A 19,979-nucleotide genomic window follows, 5' to 3' on the forward strand; every position below is an offset into this window, starting at 1 on the left:
GTCCCGTTGCGGATGGCCATCCGTCGGCGGCAAGGGGGAGCGCCCTCGCGCTCCCCCGCCTCGCCCATCAGCGGCGGTCGCCGCGACGCGCCTCGAGCCAGCGCTCCTTGTAGATCGCCCCGTCGAGATCGACGTGCAGTTCCACGCGCTCACCGCGCGGGTTGCGCGCCGTCACCTCGTAGTGGCGGGGCTTGCGCTCGATCTCGCGGATGTCGGTGTAGCCGAGGGACGCCAGCCGCTGGCGCAGCTCCCGCTCGCTCACCCGCGCGGCCTCCATGCGCGGGCCGGGTCCGCGCTCCTCCGCCCTCCGTTCGGGCCGCGGCCGAGCGCGATCGCCTTTCGGCGGCGGCCCGCGCTCGATCGTCGTCGTCGTGCCGTCCTCGCGCGTCACCGCCCGGGCATGGAACCCGTTCTCGCGCGGCTCGCCCACCACGGTCAGCCGCTCACCGGGTGTGACGCGGATTGCCTGGGCGTGCGGCGGGCCGAGATCGACCAGCGTGCGGCCGGACTGGTCCTGCAGGATCACGCGATTGCCGAATACGTCCGTCACCGTGCCCTGGATGGTGACGCCGCGGGAGTCGAGCGAGCCGATCGGCACCTGGGCAAGCACCGGGCCGGCGATCAGCAGTGCGGCACCGGCGGCGAGAAGCGTCTTGCGTGTCGTCATCGTCTGACCTCCTTCATCGAGTGATGACGCCGCCCCTCTAGCGGACCGCACCTGAACCGAACCCGGCCCGCGCCGTTCAGCTTCCGTTCAGGATCGGTCGTCCTACCTTAGATGCATGCCACGTCGGCGCGCCCTCCTTGCCTTTCCGCTCGCGCTCCTCGCCACGGCGGCGGGAGCCGAAACCATCCCGCTCGCCCGTGCCTTCGCCATCGCCGAGGACCGCTACCGCGGCCGCGCCCTGGACGGGGCGATCGTGCGCGGGCGCAAGCATGAACCCGATCTCGTGTACGTGATCACCTTCCGCACCGATGCCGGCGACATCCTGCGCATCCGGATCGACGCCGAAACGGGGGCCTTCCTCGAGGTCGCCGGCCGCGGCCAGGCGGAGGCGCTGCGGCGATGAGGGCTCTCGTCGTCGAGGACGACCCCACGATCGCGCAGGGCGTCGCCCGGGCGCTCGTTGAGGCCGGTTTCGTCGTCGACCGCACGGGCGACGGTGAGGAGGCCGAGCATCTCGGCAGCACCGAACCCTACGACGTCGCGGTGCTCGATCTCGGCCTGCCGGCCCGCGACGGGCTCGCCGTGCTGGAGAGCTGGCGCAAGGCGCGCGCGACCTTCCCGGTGCTCATCCTCACCGCGCGCGACCGCTGGGCCGACAAGCTCGCGGGCTTCCGGGCCGGAGCAGACGATTACGTGATCAAACCGTTCCGGCTCGAGGAGGTCGTGCTGCGCGTCCAGGCGCTCGTGCGCCGCGCCGCCGGCCACGCCCAGGCCGTCATCGCCGCGGGCGCGCTCGCCTACGACACGCAGCTCGGTACCTTCACCCTCGAGGGCATGCCGCTCAAGCTCACCGCCATGGAGCACCGCGTGCTCGCCTACCTGATCCATCGCGCGGGCCGCGTGGTCAGCCGCAGCGAGCTCGCCGAGCACGTCTATGACGGTGATGCCGACCGCGACTTCAACGCGCTCGAGGTCATCATCGGCCGTCTGCGCCGCAAGATCGGGGCGGACGCGATCGAGACCGAGCGCGGGCGCGGCTATCGGCTCCGGCGATGATCGGGCTTTTCCGCGCGAGCCTGCGCGCGCGGCTCGGTCTCGTCGCCTGCGTTTCCGTCGCCGTGGTGCTCGGCGCGAGCGGCCTGTGGCTCGAGCACCGGTTCGGCTCGGTCGTGACGCAGGCCTTCGACCGTCGTCTCGAGACCATTCTGATCGCGATCGCCAGCGCGCTTGACGTCGACGACGACACCGGTGCCGTCGTGGTTGCGCACCGTTTGCCCGACCCCCGCTTCGAGGCGGCCCTCTCCGGCTGGTACTGGGAGGTGGAGGAGGAGGGCGCGGTGATTGCGGCGAGCCGAAGCCTGTGGGGTGGGCGGATCGCGCCGTCGGGTCCCCGCGGCGAGACGTTGCGGATCCTCGGCCGCGAGGTCCCCTCGCCGGGCGAAGGCGGCCCGCTCATCGTCCGTGTGGCCGCGCCGGAAGCAGCACTTGCCGAGGAGAGGGCGGAGGCGCGCGCGGTCGTCGTCGCCACTCTCGCTCCGCTGGCCGTGCTGCTGTCCCTGCTCGCCGCCGTGCTCGTCTCGGCCGCGCTCGCTCCGCTGACGAGGCTCGCGCGCGGGCTCGACGCGGTGCGCCGCGGCGAGACGAAGCGCCTCGCCGCCCCGCCCGAGCGCGAGCTCGCCCCCTTCGCGGAAGCGGTGAATGGCTTGCTCGAGTCGCACGAGGTCACGCTGGCGCGCGCGCGCAGTGCCGCAGCCGATCTGTCGCATGCGCTGAAGACGCCGCTCGCCGCACTCGCGACCTTGCCGGACCCGGACGGCAGGATCGCCGACCAGGTCGAGCGCATGCGGCGCCTGACCGAACGCCACCTCGCGCGGGCGCGCATCGCCGGAACCGCGTACGGCGAACGGACGCCGGCACGACGCGTGCTCGAGGATCTGCTCGTGGTGATGCGGCGCATCCACCCGCACGTGGCCTTCACCCTGGAGGGGCCGGAGGCGCAGGTCGCAGTGGAGACGGCCGATCTCGAGGAGATGCTGGGCGCCCTGCTCGACAACGCCGGCAAGTGGGCGGCGCGATCGGTTCGCGCCAGGATCGTTCCCGCCGGGCGACAGGTGACGATTGCGATCGAGGATGACGGTCCTGGCCTCGCCGACGCCGAGGCCGCGCGGGCGCGGGGCGTGAGCCTCGATCGCCGGCGTGCCGGGTCGGGGCTCGGCCTCGCTGTGGTCGACGAGATCGCCGCCCTCTACGGCGCCACCCTTCGCCTGGGCCGCAGCGACGCCGGCGGGCTTGCCGCCGCCCTCGACCTGCCTGCGGCATGATATCCGGCCCTCCTCCCTTCCGGCCGCGCCCACCGTGGCTGACGGGCGATCTGCAGACCGTGCGCAATACGCTGTTCCGCGACGCGCCCGACCCGGGCCCCTTCGCGCGGCTGTGGCTTCCTCTGCCGGATGGCGACGCGCTCGCCGCGGCCCTGCACGAGGGCCGGGATGACCGCCCGCTCGTCGTGCTCATTCACGGGCTCTGCGGCTGCGAGGACAGCCAGTACATGCGCCGGACGGCCGCCTTCTGGCGGGCGCGTGGGCACGGCGTGCTGCGGCTCAACCTGCGCGGGTCGGCCCCGTCGCGGCCGCGGTCGCGGCGGCAGTACCACGCCGGGGCGGGGGACGACATCCTGCACGCCCTGGCCGGGCTCGAGTCCCGCACGATCCGTTCCGGCATCGTGCTCGTCGGGTTTTCGCTCGGCGGCACGCAGCTGCTGAACGCCCTCGCCCGGCCCGAGGCGCGCGACCTTCCCTTCCGCGCCGCCGCCACGGTCTGCTCGCCCGTGCTGCTCGCCCCCGTCGCGCGCCGGGTGATGGCGCGGCGGAACGCGCTCTACCATGCCTGGCTTCTCGCCTTGATGAAGCGGGAGGCGGAGGCGCTCGCCGCCCACATCCCGCCCGACCTTCTCGCCGCCGCCCGCGCCGCGCGCACCGTCTATGCCTTCGACGACGGCTATGTGGCGCCGATGGCGGGCTACGCCGGAGCGGACGACTACTACGACCGCTGCGGCCTGCCGCCGCGCCTTACCGCCATCGCGACCCCCACCCTCTGCCTCACCGCCGTGGACGACCCCTGGGTGCCGGCGGAGACCTATCGTGCCATCGCGTGGGACGCGAACCCGCGCGTTCGCCCGCTCGTCGCGGCGGGTGGCGGGCATGTCGGCTTCCACGACTCCGTGCGCGACGGCACCTGGGCGGATCGCGCGATCGCAGCCTGGGTTCAGGAGGTGCTTGGCGACAGCACCGCCGCGATCGCGGCGTAGCCGCGCTCATTGCGCCCGTCCTCGATCGCCCACACGGTCTTCAGCACCGCGATCGCGAACGCCCACGCCGCAAGCCGCGCGCGGTCGGCGGCGAGGCGTTCGGCAAGACGGCCGAGACGACGGTCGAGCAGGCGCGGGAGATGATCGAGACGGGCAAGGAACGACACCGGCTCGCAAAGGGCGGAGGCGGGATCGAACAGCGGGTCGCCCGTCGCCCCGATCGGGTCGATCGCCCGCCAGGCCTCGCCGTCGGCGAGGATGTTGCCGTGGTGGAGATCGCCGTGGATCAGGCTGGGTGCCGGCGCCGAAGCCGCGAGCTCACGCCAGAGCCCGAGTGCCCGATCGCGAAACTGCGCCTCAAGCCGCGGATCGCGGCAGGCGGCGATCGCCCGCCACCAGCCGTGGGCATCGGCCAGCACCGCGCCCTCAGGCGGCGGGCGACGCAAGGCGAGTGAAACCTCCGCCACTGTCACCGTCGCCTCGTCGTCGCGCCCCGCCGGGCAGAGGGCGGCGAGCGGCGTGCCGGGTGCGAGGCGTTCGAGGAGAAGCGCGCCGCGGTCGGGGTCGGCGCGCAGCAGACGCACGGCACCGCGCCCCGCCCATGCGGCGAGGGCCGCCGCCTGCGCCGCCACCCCCTGGCCCGGCTTCTCCAGTTTCAGCACGGCGGGCGTGCCGTTTTCCGCGAGCGACGCCGCCCGCACCAGCCCCTGAGTCGAACAGCCCAAGGGCGCGCCGAGTGCGAGCCCCCACTCGCGCGCGATCGCCCCCGCCCGCGTCGGCAAGGCCGCCCGCCACTCTTGCGGGCCCGGGCGCGAGCGTGGAGGCTCCTCCCGTTTCACGGAGGCTCCTCGATGACGAAACGGATCGGCACCCGCGCCGAGTACCGCTGGTTCCTCGCGATCCCCACCCGCTGGATGGACAACGACGCCTTCGGTCACGTCAACAACGTGGTCTACTACTCGTGGTTCGACACCGCGGTCGCCCGCTTCCTGATGGACACGGGTGCCCTGCAGCCGCTCGCCTCGGAGATCGTCGGCTACGTCGTCGAGACCCAGTGCCGCTACTTCGCCCCCGTCGCCTTCCCCGAGACGGTGACGGCGGGCTTGCGCGTGGCGCGCATCGGCAACACCTCTGTCCGTTACGAGATCGGCATCTTTCGCGAGCAGGATGATCGCGCCGCCGCTGAGGGCCACTTCATCCACGCCTACGTGACGAAGGCGACGAACCGACCGACCCCGATCCCCGAGGCGATGCGCGCCGTGCTCGCCCGTTTCCTGGCGGAGACCGCCTAAAGCAGGCCGAGGGCAGCGAGTTCGCGCCGCATCTCCGCCGGCATGGCCTCGAACCCGGCTTGCGACTCGGCCAAGCCGCGCGGCCGATCGCGCGGCGCCTCGCCGGCCTCGAGATAGCGCCAGCCCTGGAACGGCTTCACCGCGCGGGGTTCCACGGGCACGAGGTCCGGGTCGAGCTCCAGCGCGCAACAGGCCGAGCCGTCGTCCCAAACGTCTGGGCGGATGGCGAGGATGCGTTGGCGCACCTGCACGAAGCCGCCGATCACCCAATAGATCGACCCGCCCGCCGTGATCTCCTCGGCCCGCTTCGGCATCACGCGCGTCTGGTGCCGAAGCGGCGGGTCGGTCCGTGCGCGCAGGGCCTGACGGGCGGCGAGCTCTTCGACCGAGGAGACGCCGACCGCGAGCTTGATCAGGTGGAGCATGCGGCAGGAGGTGCGCGCCGGCGTCGTTCCGGCAAGGGGGCGGCCTCGACCTCGGCCGAAGCCTGCGAGGGCGGTGTGGGCCGCGCGTCAAGTTCCGCCGTCGCGGCCAGCGGCTGCGCGGCACCGGAGGGGCCGGCCGCGAGCCAAGCCCCCAGCATCGCCGCCCACAACGAGGTCATCCGCCATCCCTGCATGATCGAAGCCTCGCGCACGATCGTGGCGAAGTCGCGGCCCCGCGAGGGTGATCCGGCGCACAGGTCGTGACATCGCCGTGACCAGAGCGGGCCCCCGGGCTGTGCGGCGCAGCACCTCGTGCCATCTCTCGCCCATGCGCGCGCTGGTCCGCTGGAGTCGCCGGCTCACCGTCGGCCTCGTTTGCCTCGTCCTTCTCCTCGCCGGCGGCCTTGTCGCCGCGTTCCGCCTCACCCTGCCGCCCGAACGCAACGAGGTGGCGATCCCGGGCCTCGCGTCCCCCGTCGAGATCACGCTCGACCCCCACGGCATTCCCTGGATCCGCGCCGGCTCGGCGGAAGACGCCTACGCCGCGCTCGGCTACGTGCATGCGCGCGACAGGCTGTTCCAGATGGAGCTGATGCGCCGGGGCGGTGCCGGGCGGCTCGCCGAAGTGATCGGGCCGATGGGGCTGAGGCTGGATCGCTTCTCCCGCCTCCTCGGCCTCGAGGCGAAGGCGGAGGCCGATCTCGCCGCCCTGCCCGAAGAGACGCGGGCCGCGCTCGCCGCCTATGCGCGCGGGGTGAATGCCTGGATCGCCGAGCGGGGCATGGCCGCGGCACCCGAGTTCCTGCTGCTCGGCATCCGCCCGGAGCCCTGGCGCGAAACGGATTCGCTCCTCTGGGGCAAGGTGATGGGGTTGTTGCTGACAGGCAACATGCGCACCGAGCTCGCGCGGCTCGCGCTCGCCACTCGGCTGCCGCGCGAGCGCATCGACGAGCTCTGGCCGCGCGACACCACGCCCGGCTCACCCGTCGCCGCCGCTCCGCTTCCCGCTATCGATCCCGACCACGTGGCCCGCGTGCTCGCCGCCCTGCCCGCGTTCGGCGAGGACGCGCCGCACCCGTCCTCGGCCTCCAACATCTGGGCGGTGGACGGGAGGCACACGGCGAGCGGCAAGCCGCTGCTCGCCAATGATCCGCATCTCGCGCTGGTCGCACCCGGCCCGTTTCATCTCGCGCGAGTCGAGGCACCCGGGCTCAGCCTCGCCGGCGGCTTCGCGCCGGGCGTGCCGTTCCTCCTGCTCGGCCACAACGGCCACATCGCCTGGGGCTTCACCACCACCCACTCCGACACCCAGGACGTGTTCGTCGAACGCCTGGTGGACGAGGAGCACTACCTCACGCCCGATGGTCCCCGCCCGTTTCGAGTGCGCGAGGAGCGGATCCGCGTGCGGTTCGGCGACGACGTGATCTTGCGCGTGCGCGAGACGCGCAACGGGCCGGTGATCTCCGATCTTGACCCGAATCCGGGCACGCCCGAGGGCCATGTGCTCGCCGTGCGCATGGCCCTCCTCGAGCCGGGCGACGCCTCGGCCACCGCCATTCACCGCCTCAACGCCGCGCGCGACCTCGACGAGGCGGAGGCCGCGTTGCGGCGGATCGCGGCACCCCAACAGAACATCGTCGTCGCCGACCGCGCCGGCCGCATCGGCATGTTCCTCCCCGCCAAGATCCCCATCCGCCGCGCAGGCGACGGCTCCTTCCCCGTGCCCGGCTGGGACGGCAGCCACGATTGGGTGGGCTTCGCGCCGTACGAGGCCTTGCCGCGCTTCGTCGACCCGCCTTCGGGGCGTCTCGTCAACGCCAACAACCGCGTGGTGCCGGACGACTTTCCCGTCTGGCTGACGCGCGACTGGTGGGGTGATTTCCGCTTCCGCCGCATCGTCGAGCGCCTCGATGCGCACCCTGGGCCGCTCGACGCCGCAGCGATGGCGGCGATCCAGCTCGACATCGTCTCGGCCGCCGCACGCGAGCTCATGCCCCTGATGTTGCGCGCCGAGCCGCGCTCTACTCCCGCGCGCGAGGCTCATGCCCTGCTTTCGGCCTGGGACGGGGCGATGCGGGCGGACCGGCCGGAGCCCCTCCTCTATCACGCCTGGCGGGCCGCTTTCCGTCGCCTGCTGGCGGACCGCGCGCTGGGAGCGGAGGCCGAGGCCTTCCGGGAGACCTCTGCCGAGTTCCAGCTCTTCGTGCTCCGACGCGGCGCGCATTGGTGCGGGGCGGGCGAGGATCCGTGCCGTGATTTGCTCGCGGAGGCGCTCGAGCAGGCGATCGAATCGCTGAGGGAACGGTTTGGCGCGCGGCCGATGGCCGAGTGGCGCTGGGGCGAGGCGCATGTCGCCGGCTTCGGCCATCCCTTGCTGCGCTTCGTGCCGGGCCTTGCTGCCCGCTTCGGGGCGCGCATGGAAAGCCCTGGCGATGGCGAGACGGTGCTGCGCGCGGGCTTCCGGGGGACGGGTCGGGCGGCCTTCGAGAACATCCACGGCCCGGCCTTCCGTGCCGTCTACGATCTTGCCGACCTCGACCGGTCGCTGTTCGTCGTCGCCCCCGGCCAGTCGGGCCACCCCGCGAGCCCCCACTTTCGTGACCTTGCGCCCCTCTGGCTCGCCGGCGGCACCCTCACCATCCCCCCCGAACCGTCCGCCGTCACCGGCCGTCTTCGCTTGGTGCCCGAGCGCGGCGGTGGGTAACCCGACCCTCGATTGACCGGCGCGGCCCGCTTCCGCTTCACTGCGCGCTCATCGGAGCCGACGCGCGATGCTGCAGAAATCCTTCCGCCGGCCGCAGTTCTACTACACCACCGCCGCCCTCCCTTGCCCCTACCTGCCCGGGCGGAGCGAGCGGAAAATCGTGACCGAACTCACCGGAGCGGACGCCGAAGCGCTGCATGACCGGCTCTCGCGCGCGGGCTTCCGGCGCAGCCACAACATCGCCTACGCCCCGGTCTGCCCCGGCTGCCGCGCCTGCATCCCGATCCGCATCGACGCCCAGGCCTTCCGCCCCTCGCGCACGCAGCGCCGCATTCTCGCGCTGAACGCCGACCTCGAGGGCTTCGAGGTGCCGCCCCGCGCCACCGCCGAACAGTTCGCCCTCTTCCAGCGCTACCAGGCCGCCCGCCACGGCGACGGCGACATGGCGGCGATGGGCTTCTACGACTACCGCGCCATGGTCGAGGACACGCCGATCGAGACGCTGATCGTCGAGGTGCGCGACCCGGCCGACGCCCTGGTCGCCGCCTGCTTGACGGATCGCGTCTCCGATGGGCTTTCCGCCGTCTACTCCTTCTTCGACCCGGCTCTCGCTAGGCGCTCGCTCGGCACCTGGATGATCCTGTGGCTGGTGCGCCGCGCCGTCGCCCTCGATCTTCCTTACGTGTATCTCGGCTATTGGGTGCCCGAGAGCCGCAAGATGTCCTACAAGGCGCGCTTCCGCCCCTCCGAAATCCTGTGGGGCGGTGAGTGGCGGGTGCTGACGGAGGAGGAGGCGGAAAAGGGCCTTCTGCCCGCCGCGCCGCGCGTGACGGTCAGCGCCGGCTGAGCCGGGGCGACGAGCCCGCGCGCGTCAGCCGAACCGCCCCGAAGAGGGGAAGCCGCGCCATACGGCCCGCCCGGCCTGGGCGCGCGTGCCCAGCCAGTCCCGCAGCTCTTCGGCCCGCCTCACGCTCGTGCGGTTCTCGCCGAGGCGCACGAGCAGTCCCTCGGCGAGGCGGAACGCCTTGGCGTCGGCGAGCCCCCCGTCCTTGAACTTCTGCAGCGTCACGCCCCGCCCCTTGGCCAGCCGCGGCACCTGATCCAGCGGGAAGATCAGCAGCTTGCGGTTTTCGCCCAGGGTGGCGAGGTGGTCCGCGCCTTCGGGGATCACGGTCGCCACCGCGAGCTCCTCGCCCTCATCCAGCACCAGCACCTGCTTGCCCGACCGTGTCGCTGCGACCGCCTCGTCGGCAGCCACCATGAAACCGCGCCCCGCGGCGGAGGCGAGAAGCCACGATTCGCCCTCGCGGAACACGGCAAGCGCGACGAGATCCGCCTCGTTCGGCAGGTCGATCAGCAGGCGGACGGGCGTGCCATCGCCGCGGCCCCCGGGCAGCTTCTCCACCGGGATCGTGTAGCAGCGGCCATTGGTGGCGAAGGCGAGGAGCCGATCCGTCGTCTCGGCGGGGAGGAGAAAGCGCAGCCGGTCGCCCTCCTTGAAGCGCAGCGCGGTGGGATCCACCGCGTGGCCCTTCAGCGCGCGCGCCCAGCCCTTCTCGCTGACCACGACGGTGACGGGCTCGCGCACCACGAGCGCCTCGACCACTGCTTCGGCCGGTGCGGCGGGGGCCTGGGCGAAGCGGGTGCGGCGATCGCCCAACGGGCCCGAGCCGAAGCGTGCCTTGATTTCAGCCAGTTCCTCGGCGATCGCGCGCCAGCGCTCGGGCTCCGACTCGAGCAGCGCCTTGAGCCGCCGCCGTTCCGCCGCCACGCGCTTGTGCTCGCGGCGAATCTCCATCTCCTCGAGCTTGCGCAGGCTGCGCAGCCGCATGTTGAGGATCGCCTCGGCCTGCGCGTCGGAGAGCGAGAAGGCGCGCATCAGGGCGGGTTTCGGTTCGTCCTCGTTGCGCAGGATGCGGATCACCTCGTCGAGGTTGAGGTAGACCGCGAGATACCCCTCCAGCACCTCGAGGCGCCGTTCGGCGGCGGCGAGGCGGTGGCGCGTGCGCCGCACCAGCACCTCGTGGCGATGGTCGAGGAAGGCGCGCAGCACCTCCTTGAGAGACATCACGCGCGGCGTACGCTCGGCATCCAGCACGTTCATGTTGAGCGGGATGCGCGTCTCGAGCGCGGTGACGCGGAACAGGCTCTCCATCAGGAGGGCGGGATCGACCGTTTTCGATTTCGGCTCAAGAACGATCCGCACGCGATCCGTACTCTCGTCGCGCAGGTCGCCGAGCAAGGGGAGCTTCCTCTGCTCCAGCGCCTCGGCGATGTCGGCGATGAGTTTCGCCTTCTGCACGAGCCAGGGGATCTCGGTGACGACGATGCGCCACGTGCCGTATTTGCCGTGCTCGACCTCCCAGGCGGCGCGCAGGCGGAAGCCGCCCCGGCCCGTCTCGTAGGCGGCGGCGATCGTCTCGGGCGCTTCGACGATCACGCCGCCGGTGGGAAAATCCGGGCCCTTGATGAAGCGGAGGAGGTCTTCGGTGGACGCGTCGGGGTTGGCGATCAGGTGGATCGCGGCCTCGCACACTTCGCCCGCGTTGTGGGGCGGGATCGCGGTCGCCATCCCCACCGCGATGCCCTGCGCGCCGTTGGCGAGCAGGTTGGGGAACGCCCCCGGCAGCACGACCGGCTCGCGCTCCTCGCCGTCGTAGGTCGGGCGGAAATCGACCGCGTCCTCCTCGATGCCTTCGAGCAGGGCGGCGCCGACCGCGGTCAGGCGCGCCTCGGTGTAGCGCATGGCCGCGGCGTTGTCGCCGTCGATGTTGCCGAAATTGCCCTGGCCCTCGATCAGCGGGTAGCGCTGGGCGAAGTCCTGGGCGAGGCGAACCAGCGCCTCATAGACGGCGGCATCGCCATGGGGGTGGAACTTGCCGATGACGTCGCCCACCACGCGCGCGCACTTCTTGAAGCCAGCCGCGGGGTCGAGGCGGAGCTGGTGCATCGCCCAAAGAAGCCGCCGGTGCACGGGCTTCAGCCCGTCCCGCACGTCGGGCAAGGAGCGGCTCATGATAGTGGAGAGCGCATAGGCGAGGTAGCGCTCCGACAATGCGTCGGCGAGCGGGACGTCGCGGATGTCGGTGAGCTCGTTCGGCATCGGGGCGACTCGCGGGGTCTGTGACGGGTCCGGTCTAGGCCCCGGCGGGGCGTTCGGCAAACGGCGCGGGCGGGCGGGGCGATGGTTGCAGTCCGCTCACGGCAGGGCGGGCGCGAGCCTGGGTTGTGCGCCGCGTCGCGGGGCGGAACCATCACGGCACCATGCCGCCGCGCCGGGCCTCCGGCCTCGCCTCCCTCGCCCGCACCCTGCGCAGCCGAAACGGCCGCATCTTCTACGCGGGCTCGCTCGTCGCCTGGACGGGGCTGTGGGCGCAGCGGGTGGCCGTCGGCTGGCTCGCCTGGGAACTGGCGGACTCGCCGTTCTGGCTCTCGGTCGTCGTCTTCGCCGACCTCTTCCCTTCGATCCTGGTCGCCCCGATCGCCGGCGCGGTTGCCGACCGCACCGATCGCGTGCGGCTGACGATGGCGAGCCAGACCGTCTCGGCGGTGCAGGCGTTCACCCTGGCCGCCCTCGTGCTGGGAGGGATGATCTCGCTGCCGCTGCTCATCCTGCTCGAGCTCGTGGTCGGGGTGGCGAACGCCTTCACCCAACCCGCCCGCCAGACGCTGATCCCCGCCATCGTACCGCGAGAGGATTTGCCGGGGGCGGTCGCGCTCAACGCGCTGACCTTCAACGTCGCCCGCTTCGCCGGTCCCGCCATCGCCGGGGGCCTGATCGTTTGGGCCGGGGTGGTCCCGCCGATCCTACTCAACGGGGTCGCCTACCTGCTCGCCGCCGCTTCCCTGCCACTGCTCAGGATCGCGCCCGACGAGCGGATCGGCCACGCGCCCACGCGCTCGCTCTATTCGGAAACCGTGGAGGGGTTCCGCTACGCTGCGGCTCATCCGGGAATCGGGCCGATCCTGCTGTTCGCCGCGCTGATGGGCGTGTTCGCCCGGCCCTTCCTCGAACTCCTGCCTGCCTTCGCCGATGCGGTGTTCGGCCGCGGCGCAGCGGGTCTCGCCATGCTCGCCTCCGCCACCGGGGCCGGCGCGCTCATCTCAGGGCTCGTGCTTGCCGCGCGCGGGAGCGTGCGGGGGCTGACCGGGATCGGCATCGGGGCGGGGCTCGCGATGGCCCTGGGGGGGATCGTCTTCGTCGCCACCGACGTCTTCGCCGTTGGCGTCGTCGGTGCGGCGGCGGCGGCGGCGGCGCAGATCGTGCACGGGGTGTCGATCCAGACGCTCGTGCAGGGCACGGCGGAGGGTGCGATGCGCGGGCGGGTGCTGGCGCTGTGGGGTCTGATCATCCGCGCCTGCCCTGCCATCGGCGCCCTTGGGCTCGGGGCGCTCGCCGAACTGATCGGTCTGCGCGGAGCGGTGATTGCCGCCTCCCTCGCCTGTTTGCCCGTCTGGTGGTGGGGGATGCGGCAGCACCGGAGGATTGCGGCGGCGATGGAGCGCGGGCTCGGGCCGAAGCGACGGGCCGATGGCGCCGCACCTCCTCCCGCCGGCGTGACCTGACGGCGGTCGGCGGGCGGCGTAAGCTTTGCCGCCATGCTCACGCGTCGATGGGGCCTTGCCGCCGCCTTCGCTTGTGTCGCCGCCGTCCCGGCGGTCGCCTTCCGCCTCGAGGAGGCGGACGCCGAAACGGCGGGCGAGCTCGCCTCCGCCTGCGAACGCTCCTCGCTGCACGACTCCCTGCGGGCAGAGCTTGACGCCCTGCTCGAGGGGCGCCCGCTCAGCGACGATCTCGAGCAGGCTTTGCAGCGCCTGTCCTTCTGCCCCTGGTGCGGCTGCCGCCTCGCCGCTCTCCCCGCATCCGCCTCCTGACGGGTTGGCGGCCTCGGCCCGCCTGGGCTACCGGGACGAGGAGCCGGCGCCTGAGGCCGGCGGATCGTGAGAGGAGAGAGCGATGGGCCGTATCGACCGGGTCAATCCGGGCAAGATCTACTCCGACGCCGTCGACTACCACGGCTTCGTCTTCCTGCGCGGCATCACCGCGCGCGACACCTCGGGGGACGTGAAGGCGCAGACCCGTGACATCCTGGAGCAGATCGACACGCTGCTGGAGGAACGCGGCACGGACAGGACGCGGCTCCTCTCCGCCCAGATCTGGTTGAAGGACATCAAGGACCGCGACGCGATGAACGAGGTCTGGACGGCCTGGGTGCCGCCGGGCCTCGCCCCGGCGCGCGCCTGCGTGGAATCGAAGCTCGCATCGCCCGATATGCTGGTCGAGATCATGGTCATCGCCTGCAAGTGAGCCCTTCCGCCGGTCTCGGCAGGCCGCTCGCAGAGCCCCGCCGCAGCGCTGCGGCGGGGCTTTTTCCTGCCGACTCGCCGGGCGACGGCCGGATGGCCGAAACACAACGAAACCCACCGTGATAGGATAGACGTCCTAAAAACGCGCTCTGTGCACAGCCGAAACCGGGCGAAGTTTGCGGCAATACGGTGGCAGGCCGGTTCCGCGGTTGCCTCACCCGACCCGACGCGGTTTCTCACCCGCGGTCATGAACGGGAAGAGGAGCAGCTATGCGCGTCGATCGTCGCGGCCCGCGAATCGCCTTGGCCACCACCTTGGTTCTCGCCCTGTCGATTCCCGCCTCGCCCCTCTCGGCGAACCCTTCGTCCCCGCCATCGACGCGAAGTTCCTCGCCGGCACCCTCCCACCTCGTGCAGTGCGTGCCCTTCGCCCGACACCTCTCGGGCATCGACATCATTGGCGATGCGCGCACCTGGTGGGCCCAGGCCGAGGGCCGGTACGCCCGCGGCAGCCGGCCGGAGGTCGGCTCGGTGCTGGTGTTCCGCCCCTCGGGCGGCATGCGGCTCGGCCATGTTTCGGTGGTCACCGGCATCGTCTCGTCGCGTGAAATCCTGGTCGATCACGCCAACTGGCCAGGCCCAGGCGTGCCGAAGGGGCGGATCGCCCGCGGCGTGTCCGTGATCGACGTCTCGCCCGGCAACGACTGGACGGCCGTGCGCGTCGAGATCCACGGCCGCGGCTCCGATTACGGGCGCACCTACGCCACCTGGGGCTTCATCTATCCGCGCGACCCGGCCGGCCGCCCCATCACCGACCGCCAGCCCCTACCGGAGCGGGTCGAACGCGCCACCCAGCGGGCGGCGGCGGCCGCTGCCCGGAGCCCGGCCTACGTTGGCCGCCTCGGCGGCAGCAGGGACGAAAGCCAGATCGTCGAGCTTGCCGAAGCGACCGGCCGGCCCGCGCGCGCCGGCGTCGCGGGCACCCTCGCTACCGCCGAAGCGTCGCCGCGCCGCGACTTCGGCGAGGACATCGCGGCCTGGGGCGCGCCTAACCGGTCGCTCCGCTGACGGGGGCCGCCGAGGGGACGCTCAGCCTCACGCCAGGGCCGCTGCGACCGCGGCCTTGGCCGAGGCGACCCGGTCGCGAGCGGCGATGAGGAGAACGCGAACCGTTCGCCCGTCCTGTCGCCACCACAGCCACTGCACGACGCGAAGCGGTTGGCCCGTACTTGCCATCGCGTCGCCCTCGACGAGGATCGCGTCCGACGACCCGGGCCCCGCCGGCGTCGCCACCACCGTGACGCCAAGGCAGACGATATCGGCAGCCGCCCGCAGCGCCGCGAGCGCGAAAGCGGCGCGACGATCCGGCGCCACCGGCACGGCGGCGGCAGAGGCGGTGACGCAAACGTGGTCCGGCGGTGGCCGCGCGGTGGAAGGGCTGCTGAGGGTGAAGGCCCCCAAGCTGGCGGCGACCAATCCTCGACGGCCTAGAACGGGTACCCCCGCGACAGCGGCCGCGATTGGCATCAGTGGATGCGGCGCGAGCGGAACGAGAAGGCCGGCCGCCGCGTCGGCTCCTCGCCCACCGGCCCTGCCTGGTGCAGGATCATCCGCCACACCCCGTCCTCCAGCCGAAACGCATTGACGCAGGCGAGCAAAGCCCCCTCCACGCGCTCGTGACAGACGACGAAGGCGACGTCGCCGTGCAGCAGCGGCTCGGGGTCCTCGCACTCGAGCTGGGGGGCCTCCGGGTTGGCCAAGATGGCGGCGAAGGAGGCGAGGATCTCCTCCCGCGTGGTCAGCGGGTTCCAGCCGGGATGGACGCAGATCACCGGCGCCTCGGCCGACCACAGCCGCTCCATCGCCGCCGCATCGCGGGCGTTGAACGCCTCGTAGAAGGCCTGGTTGGCGCCGAGCACCGCGTCCGCAGCCAGCGCGGCGGGCGGCACCCCGGCACGACGGGTCGTCATGCGTCGCCGATCCCTTCCCCCGATCCTGCAGCACGCCTGCGTCGTGACATCACCACCCCGGTCCGTTCCGGTCCGACTCGGGGCTTCTAGCAGCCGCGCCAGCCGGCGCACCACGTCCGGCTCAGAACCGTCCGTCGTTGACGAGCACGAGCCGCCCCACCACCGCGCCTGACTTCAAGCGCTCGAGCGCCGCAGTCGCCTCCGCGAGCGGCGTGGTGGCGACCGGGATCGGCGGCAGCTTGCCCGCCCGCGCCAGGGCGACCACCTCGCGCAGTTCCTTCGGGTTGCCGACGTAACTGCCGCGCACCGTCAGCGCCCGGGTCGCCATGATGGGCAGCGGCAGCGGGAGGTCGCCACCGTAGAGGCCGACGAGCACGAGGGTGCCGCCCTTGCGCAGGGCGGCGAAGCCCGCACGCGCGGTCGCCCCCGCCCCGACCAGGTCGATCACCGCCTCCACCGGCCCCCCGCAGGCGGCAGTGATCCGGCCCGCCACCTCCTCCGGCGTCCCGGACCCGTCGATGACGTCGCTCGCCCCCGCAGCGGCCGCCGCCTCGCGCTTGCGAGGGTCGAGATCGACCACGACGATGCGCCGGTGGCCGAGCGCCTTCAGCACGGCGATCGCATTGAGCCCGAGCCCGCCGGCGCCGAACAGAACCACCGGCTCCTCCGCCGGCAGCGGCATCACCTTGCGGATGGCGGAATAGACGGTGAGCCCGGAGCAGGCGTAGGTCGCGGCCAGGGCCGGGTCGAGCCCGTCGATGGGAACGAGGTGGCGCGGTTCGGGCACCAGGATGTGCGTGGCGTAGCCGCCGTGGCGATAGACGCCGAGCGAGCGGGGAGAGAGGCACATGTTGTCCTCCTCCGCCCGGCAGCGCGCGCAACTGCCGCAGCCGACCCAGGGGAAGACGAGCCGCACATCGCCGACCTTGAGGCCTGAGCCCGCCGCCTCCGGGCCCATCGCCACCACCCGCCCCACCACCTCATGCCCCATGGCGAGGGGAAGCGTCACCCCGCGGTCCTTCAGCGTCAGCACCTTGCCGCCGCCGAGGTCGTAGTAGCCGTCCCAGATGTGCAGGTCGGAGTGACACACGCCGCAGTGCGTCACCTCGAGCAGAACCTCCGCCCCGCGCGGTTCGGGCGTGGGCAGCTCGAGGGGAACCAGCGGCTTGCCGTTCTCCACCACCGCCATCGCGCGCATCGTCCGCGTCCCTCCCTCTCGTTGCGGCCTCCGTGCGCGATCCGACCCCGCGACCGTGCGGGGGTCAAGCCCGCCTTCCCGCCCGAGGGGGACGCATGGCATGGTGCAGCGCACATGAAGGACCATCCGCTTCGCGCGTCCATCAACGACGAGCTGCACGCGCGCCCGCACCTGCGGCTCACCGCGCCGGCGCTCCTTTCCCACGTCGTGCTGATGGCGCAGGAGACCGATGCCGAGCGCGATCGGCGCGGCTTCGCCGATCTCTGTCGCGAACACGGCGCGACCCCGCCGCCGGAAGGCGCGCGCCACCACGTCGTGCCGCTGCTCGGTCGTCTCGTGCGCTGGGAGCGGCACGGCGAGTTCCAATCCATCACCGTGCTGGCCGATGCCGCCCCCGACCTCGATCCCCACGCATGGTCCGCCTTCACCCCCCCGCTCACCCGTTGGGTCGAACTCCTTGCCGGCGAGCGGCTGACGGCGGTGCACCTCAAGATCCTGCCGGGCGTGGCCTCGGCGCCGCCGAACGACGCCTTCGCCGGCGAGGTGGTGGGCTCGACGGTCGGCGACGGCGACGGGGTGGTGTTCGCCGACTTCCGCATCCGCGAGGACGGCTTCACGCGCATGCTCCTCTATGCGCATCGCCTCACGCCGGGCCGGCTCGGGCGGATGGCGCAGCGGTTGGTCGAGATCGAGACCTACCGCATGGCGGCCCTGCTCGGCCTGCCCCCGGCCCGCGCCGCCATTCCCCGCCTCAGCGAGTTCGAACGCCGCCTGGATGCCATCGTCTCCGCCACCAGTGCCTCGGCCGAGGACGATGCGCTTCTGCTCGATCGGCTCACCGCGCTCGCCGCCGAGGCGGAGGCGCTCGCTGCCGCCAACCGCTTCCGCTTCGCCGCCACCGAGGCCTACGGCGCGCTGGTGGCGAATCGGATCAAGGAGCTGCACGAGGGGCGGGTGGAAGGCCTGCAGATGCTCGGCACCTTCCTCGAGCGCCGCTTCCAGCCAGGCCTGCGCACCTGCGCGGCGGTCGCCCGGCGCGAGCGCACCCTGCTCGACGGCCTCAACCGCGCGGCCGGCATGCTGCGCACGCGCGTCGAAGTGCGGCTCGCGGCGCAGAACCGCGACCTGTTGCGCGCGATGGACCGCCGCGCCCGGCTGCAACTGCGGCTTTCGCAGGCGGTCGAGGGGCTCTCCATCTTCGCCATCACCTACTACGCGGTGTCGCTGCTGAAGCTCGCCGTGCAGGGCCTGCCAGGGATGAAGATCCTGCCGGAGCACATGGACGAGGTGTTGGTCGCCCTCGCCGTGCCGCTGGTGGGTGGCGCGGTGTGGCTGAACGTGCGGCGGCTCCGCCACAAGCTGCGCGGCGCCGAACCGGACTGAGTCACCCGCGCGGCAGGGGAAGCGATCCGGCGCGCTTCACCGTCTCGAGCACGATCGAGGAGCGGATCGAGGCCACCCCCGGCAGCGGCATCAGCCGCCGCAGCGCGAAAGCGGCGAAGGCTTCGAGGTCGGGCACGACGACGCGCAGGAGATAGTCCGCGTCCCCAGTCAGCAGCAGCGCCTCGGTCACTTCCGGCATCGCCGCGAGCGCGCGGTGGAAGGCGGCCGCCCGGCCTTCGTCGTGGCGTTCGAGGCGAACGAAGACGAGGGCAGTGACGCCGAGCCCGACCGCCTTCTCGTCCAGCACCGCCTGCCAGCCGCGGATCACCCCCGCCTGCTCGAGCCGGGCGAGACGCCGCGCGCATTGGCTGGCGGACAGCCCCACCCGCTCGGCGAGGGCGACGTGGCTCGCCCGCCCGTCCGCCTGCACGGCGGCGAGCAGGCGAAGATCGAAACCGTCGAGCGCGACCGGCACGGGTTTCCCGCAACTGGAGCGTCCCTGACGCGAGATCCTCGCGCAAACCCCGGCCCAAGGCCAGCGGATTGCGCGGAAACCGCGCGCCGCGCGCGCTAGCCTCGCAGGAGAAAGACTGGGGAGGACGACATGGGTCCCTATCCGCACCACACCCCGCCCGCGACCATCTCGGACGCCAACCCGATGGGCACGGACGGGTTCGAGTTCGTCGAATACGCCTCGACCGAACCGGAACGGCTGGAAGCCCTGTTCGCCACCCTGGGCTTCCGCCCCGTCGCGCGGCACCGGTCGAAGAAGGTGACGCTGTGGCGGCAGGGTGAGGTGAACTTCGTCGTCAACGCCGAACCGGAGAGCTTCGCCCGCCGCTTCGCCGAGGCGCACGGGCCCTGCGCCTGCGCGATGGCCTTCCGCGTGGTGGATGCCGCCCATGCCTACCGCCGGGCGCTCGCCTTGGGTGCGAAGCCGGCCGAGACCCGGGTGGGGCCGATGGAGCTCAACATCCCCGCCATCGAGGGCATCGGCGGCAGTCAGCTCTATTTCGTCGACCGCTACGGCGCGCGGGGCTCGATCTGGGACATCGACTTCGTCTGGGAGGGCGACCGCGACCCGAAGCCCGAGGGGGTGGGTCTCTTCTACATCGACCACCTCACCCACAACGTCCGCCGCGGCAACATGGACGTGTGGGCCGAGTGGTACCGGCGCCTGTTCAACTTCCGCGAGATCCGTTTCTTCGCCATCGAAGGCAAACTCACGGGCCTCCTCTCCCGCGCCATGGTCAGCCCGTGCGGCCGCATCCGCATCCCGATCAACGAGAGCGCGGACGATCGGAGCCAGATCGAGGAATTCCTCCGCCAGTATCGCGGCGAGGGCATCCAGCACGTCGCCTTGGGTGCGCGCGACATCTTCGCCGCCGTCGAGCGGCTTCGCGCGGCGGGCCTCGCCTTCATGCCCGCCCCGCCCGACACCTACTACGAGAGGGTCGATGCGCGCGTGCCCGGCCACGGCGTGGATGTCGGCCGCCTGCGCCGTTTGGGGATCCTGATCGACGGCGAGGGCGTGGTGGGTGGCGGGCAGACCAAGGTGCTGCTGCAGATCTTCACCACCACGGTGATCGGCCCGATCTTCTTCGAGCTCATCGAACGCCGCGGCGACGAGGGCTTCGGCGAAGGCAACTTCCGCGCGCTGTTCGAGTCGATCGAGGAGGACCAAATCCGACGCGGCGTGCTCAAGCCGAAGGCGGCGTGACGGGCC

Annotated in this window: 22 protein-coding genes; 13 read left to right on the forward strand and 9 right to left on the reverse strand. The window is 72.2% G+C overall.

Going from position 1 to position 19,979, the window contains the following annotated elements; translation table 11 throughout:
* Positions 1-67: 67 nt before the first annotated feature.
* Complete coding sequence (locus DWB05_RS10230; RefSeq protein WP_114377110.1) at positions 68-667, reverse strand: PepSY domain-containing protein; 600 nt, start codon at positions 665-667, stop codon at positions 68-70.
* A 115-nt stretch (positions 668-782) separates the two neighbouring features.
* Here DWB05_RS10230 and DWB05_RS10235 point away from each other — a divergent pair, with 115 nt between their 5' ends.
* The 4 genes from DWB05_RS10235 to DWB05_RS10250 are packed head-to-tail and all read left to right on the forward strand — an operon-like array spanning position 783 to position 3,974.
* A complete protein-coding gene (locus DWB05_RS10235; RefSeq protein ID WP_114377111.1) occupies positions 783-1,070 on the forward strand; it encodes a PepSY domain-containing protein in 288 nt (95 codons plus the stop codon).
* Positions 1,067-1,723, forward strand: coding sequence for a response regulator transcription factor (locus DWB05_RS10240; RefSeq protein WP_114377112.1), 657 nt, complete (start codon positions 1,067-1,069; stop codon positions 1,721-1,723). The genes DWB05_RS10235 and DWB05_RS10240 overlap by 4 nt, the downstream gene beginning before the upstream one ends.
* Positions 1,720-2,988: a sensor histidine kinase gene (locus DWB05_RS10245; protein WP_114377113.1), complete on the forward strand. Its 1,269-nt coding sequence runs from the start codon at positions 1,720-1,722 to the stop codon at positions 2,986-2,988. Before DWB05_RS10240 ends, DWB05_RS10245 begins: the two co-directional genes overlap by 4 nt.
* Positions 2,985-3,974, forward strand: coding sequence for a YheT family hydrolase (locus DWB05_RS10250; protein ID WP_114377114.1), 990 nt, complete (start codon positions 2,985-2,987; stop codon positions 3,972-3,974). Before DWB05_RS10245 ends, DWB05_RS10250 begins: the two co-directional genes overlap by 4 nt.
* Here DWB05_RS10250 and DWB05_RS10255 read toward each other — a convergent pair.
* Positions 3,932-4,813: an aminoglycoside phosphotransferase family protein gene (locus DWB05_RS10255; protein ID WP_157967164.1), complete on the reverse strand. Its 882-nt coding sequence runs from the start codon at positions 4,811-4,813 to the stop codon at positions 3,932-3,934. The two genes, DWB05_RS10250 and DWB05_RS10255, sit on opposite strands and share 43 nt — an antisense overlap.
* A 12-nt stretch (positions 4,814-4,825) precedes the next feature.
* On the opposite strand from DWB05_RS10255, the gene DWB05_RS10260 reads away from it, so the two are divergent.
* Positions 4,826-5,266: an acyl-CoA thioesterase gene (locus DWB05_RS10260; protein ID WP_114377637.1), complete on the forward strand. Its 441-nt coding sequence runs from the start codon at positions 4,826-4,828 to the stop codon at positions 5,264-5,266.
* On the opposite strand, the gene DWB05_RS10265 is transcribed toward DWB05_RS10260, so the two are convergent.
* Positions 5,263-5,691, reverse strand: a complete 429-nt coding sequence (locus DWB05_RS10265; RefSeq protein WP_114377116.1) for a DUF1489 family protein — start codon at positions 5,689-5,691, stop codon at positions 5,263-5,265. The two genes, DWB05_RS10260 and DWB05_RS10265, sit on opposite strands and share 4 nt — an antisense overlap.
* Complete coding sequence (locus tag DWB05_RS14695; protein ID WP_157967165.1) at positions 5,679-5,870, reverse strand: hypothetical protein; 192 nt, start codon at positions 5,868-5,870, stop codon at positions 5,679-5,681. The genes DWB05_RS10265 and DWB05_RS14695 overlap by 13 nt, the downstream gene beginning before the upstream one ends.
* A gap of 149 nt (positions 5,871-6,019) precedes the next feature.
* Between DWB05_RS14695 and DWB05_RS10275 the strand changes: the two genes are divergently transcribed.
* Positions 6,020-8,395, forward strand: coding sequence for a penicillin acylase family protein (locus DWB05_RS10275; RefSeq protein WP_114377118.1), 2,376 nt, complete (start codon positions 6,020-6,022; stop codon positions 8,393-8,395).
* 67 nt (positions 8,396-8,462) lie between these two features.
* Complete coding sequence (locus tag DWB05_RS10280; RefSeq protein ID WP_114377119.1) at positions 8,463-9,242, forward strand: arginyltransferase; 780 nt, start codon at positions 8,463-8,465, stop codon at positions 9,240-9,242.
* Positions 9,243-9,266: 24 nt separating this feature from the next.
* On the opposite strand, the gene parC is transcribed toward DWB05_RS10280, so the two are convergent.
* The gene (gene parC, locus DWB05_RS10285) at positions 9,267-11,498 is read right to left on the reverse strand and encodes a DNA topoisomerase IV subunit A (protein WP_114377120.1); all 2,232 of its coding nucleotides are present in this window, start codon (positions 11,496-11,498) and stop codon (positions 9,267-9,269) included.
* Between the two features lie 161 nt (positions 11,499-11,659).
* Between parC and DWB05_RS10290 the strand changes: the two genes are divergently transcribed.
* The 4 genes from DWB05_RS10290 to DWB05_RS10305 all read left to right on the forward strand — a co-directional run bounded on the left by DWB05_RS10290 (position 11,660) and on the right by DWB05_RS10305 (position 14,770).
* Complete coding sequence (locus DWB05_RS10290) at positions 11,660-12,961, forward strand: MFS transporter (protein WP_114377121.1); 1,302 nt, start codon at positions 11,660-11,662, stop codon at positions 12,959-12,961.
* A 33-nt stretch (positions 12,962-12,994) separates the two neighbouring features.
* Complete coding sequence (locus tag DWB05_RS10295) at positions 12,995-13,270, forward strand: hypothetical protein (protein WP_114377122.1); 276 nt, start codon at positions 12,995-12,997, stop codon at positions 13,268-13,270.
* 82 nt (positions 13,271-13,352) lie between these two features.
* Positions 13,353-13,703, forward strand: a complete 351-nt coding sequence (locus DWB05_RS10300) for a RidA family protein (protein WP_114377123.1) — start codon at positions 13,353-13,355, stop codon at positions 13,701-13,703.
* A 269-nt stretch (positions 13,704-13,972) separates the two neighbouring features.
* Entirely contained in the window at positions 13,973-14,770 is a 798-nt protein-coding gene (locus DWB05_RS10305) for a CHAP domain-containing protein (RefSeq protein WP_114377124.1), read from the forward strand.
* A 27-nt stretch (positions 14,771-14,797) separates the two neighbouring features.
* Here the strand turns inward: DWB05_RS10305 and DWB05_RS10310 are convergent, their stop codons facing one another.
* From DWB05_RS10310 to DWB05_RS10320, 3 genes are all read right to left on the reverse strand, one after another.
* The gene (locus DWB05_RS10310; protein WP_157967166.1) at positions 14,798-15,163 is read right to left on the reverse strand and encodes a hypothetical protein; all 366 of its coding nucleotides are present in this window, start codon (positions 15,161-15,163) and stop codon (positions 14,798-14,800) included.
* Positions 15,164-15,228: 65 nt separating this feature from the next.
* Positions 15,229-15,672, reverse strand: coding sequence for a nuclear transport factor 2 family protein (locus DWB05_RS10315; RefSeq protein ID WP_114377126.1), 444 nt, complete (start codon positions 15,670-15,672; stop codon positions 15,229-15,231).
* A 121-nt stretch (positions 15,673-15,793) separates the two neighbouring features.
* Entirely contained in the window at positions 15,794-16,870 is a 1,077-nt protein-coding gene (locus tag DWB05_RS10320) for an alcohol dehydrogenase (RefSeq protein ID WP_114377127.1), read from the reverse strand.
* Positions 16,871-16,984: 114 nt separating this feature from the next.
* Here DWB05_RS10320 and DWB05_RS10325 point away from each other — a divergent pair, with 114 nt between their 5' ends.
* Positions 16,985-18,253 carry a DUF3422 family protein gene (locus DWB05_RS10325; protein ID WP_114377128.1) on the forward strand — a complete coding sequence of 423 codons (1,269 nt, stop codon included), beginning with the start codon at positions 16,985-16,987 and terminating at the stop codon, positions 18,251-18,253.
* Between the two features lies 1 nt (position 18,254).
* Here DWB05_RS10325 and DWB05_RS10330 read toward each other — a convergent pair whose 3' ends face one another.
* Positions 18,255-18,728 carry an Lrp/AsnC family transcriptional regulator gene (locus tag DWB05_RS10330; RefSeq protein ID WP_114377129.1) on the reverse strand — a complete coding sequence of 158 codons (474 nt, stop codon included), beginning with the start codon at positions 18,726-18,728 and terminating at the stop codon, positions 18,255-18,257.
* A gap of 129 nt (positions 18,729-18,857) precedes the next feature.
* On the opposite strand from DWB05_RS10330, the gene hppD reads away from it, so the two are divergent.
* The gene (gene hppD / locus DWB05_RS10335; RefSeq protein ID WP_114377130.1) at positions 18,858-19,973 is read left to right on the forward strand and encodes a 4-hydroxyphenylpyruvate dioxygenase; all 1,116 of its coding nucleotides are present in this window, start codon (positions 18,858-18,860) and stop codon (positions 19,971-19,973) included.
* The last annotated feature ends 6 nt before the right edge of the window (positions 19,974-19,979 follow it).

This window comes from Elioraea thermophila (ex Habib et al. 2022) (assembly GCF_003336755.1).
Lineage (GTDB): Bacteria > Pseudomonadota > Alphaproteobacteria > Acetobacterales > Acetobacteraceae > Elioraea > Elioraea thermophila.

Excerpts from the sequence above, each read along its gene's own strand:
- DWB05_RS10230 (WP_114377110.1), bottom strand. The coding sequence starts at position 667 with ATGACGACACGCAAGACGCTTCTCGCCGCCGGTGCCGCACTGCTGATC.
- DWB05_RS10235 (WP_114377111.1), top strand. The coding sequence starts at position 783 with ATGCCACGTCGGCGCGCCCTCCTTGCCTTTCCGCTCGCGCTCCTCGCC.
- DWB05_RS10240 (WP_114377112.1), top strand. The coding sequence starts at position 1,067 with ATGAGGGCTCTCGTCGTCGAGGACGACCCCACGATCGCGCAGGGCGTC.
- DWB05_RS10245 (WP_114377113.1), top strand. The coding sequence starts at position 1,720 with ATGATCGGGCTTTTCCGCGCGAGCCTGCGCGCGCGGCTCGGTCTCGTC.
- DWB05_RS10250 (WP_114377114.1), top strand. The coding sequence starts at position 2,985 with ATGATATCCGGCCCTCCTCCCTTCCGGCCGCGCCCACCGTGGCTGACG.
- DWB05_RS10260 (WP_114377637.1), top strand. The coding sequence starts at position 4,826 with ATGACGAAACGGATCGGCACCCGCGCCGAGTACCGCTGGTTCCTCGCG.
- DWB05_RS10265 (WP_114377116.1), bottom strand. The coding sequence starts at position 5,691 with ATGCTCCACCTGATCAAGCTCGCGGTCGGCGTCTCCTCGGTCGAAGAG.
- DWB05_RS14695 (WP_157967165.1), bottom strand. The coding sequence starts at position 5,870 with ATGACCTCGTTGTGGGCGGCGATGCTGGGGGCTTGGCTCGCGGCCGGC.
- DWB05_RS10275 (WP_114377118.1), top strand. The coding sequence starts at position 6,020 with ATGCGCGCGCTGGTCCGCTGGAGTCGCCGGCTCACCGTCGGCCTCGTT.
- DWB05_RS10280 (WP_114377119.1), top strand. The coding sequence starts at position 8,463 with ATGCTGCAGAAATCCTTCCGCCGGCCGCAGTTCTACTACACCACCGCC.
- parC (WP_114377120.1), bottom strand. The coding sequence starts at position 11,498 with ATGCCGAACGAGCTCACCGACATCCGCGACGTCCCGCTCGCCGACGCA.
- DWB05_RS10290 (WP_114377121.1), top strand. The coding sequence starts at position 11,660 with ATGCCGCCGCGCCGGGCCTCCGGCCTCGCCTCCCTCGCCCGCACCCTG.
- DWB05_RS10295 (WP_114377122.1), top strand. The coding sequence starts at position 12,995 with ATGCTCACGCGTCGATGGGGCCTTGCCGCCGCCTTCGCTTGTGTCGCC.
- DWB05_RS10300 (WP_114377123.1), top strand. The coding sequence starts at position 13,353 with ATGGGCCGTATCGACCGGGTCAATCCGGGCAAGATCTACTCCGACGCC.
- DWB05_RS10305 (WP_114377124.1), top strand. The coding sequence starts at position 13,973 with ATGCGCGTCGATCGTCGCGGCCCGCGAATCGCCTTGGCCACCACCTTG.
- DWB05_RS10315 (WP_114377126.1), bottom strand. The coding sequence starts at position 15,672 with ATGACGACCCGTCGTGCCGGGGTGCCGCCCGCCGCGCTGGCTGCGGAC.
- DWB05_RS10320 (WP_114377127.1), bottom strand. The coding sequence starts at position 16,870 with ATGCGCGCGATGGCGGTGGTGGAGAACGGCAAGCCGCTGGTTCCCCTC.
- DWB05_RS10325 (WP_114377128.1), top strand. The coding sequence starts at position 16,985 with ATGAAGGACCATCCGCTTCGCGCGTCCATCAACGACGAGCTGCACGCG.
- hppD (WP_114377130.1), top strand. The coding sequence starts at position 18,858 with ATGGGTCCCTATCCGCACCACACCCCGCCCGCGACCATCTCGGACGCC.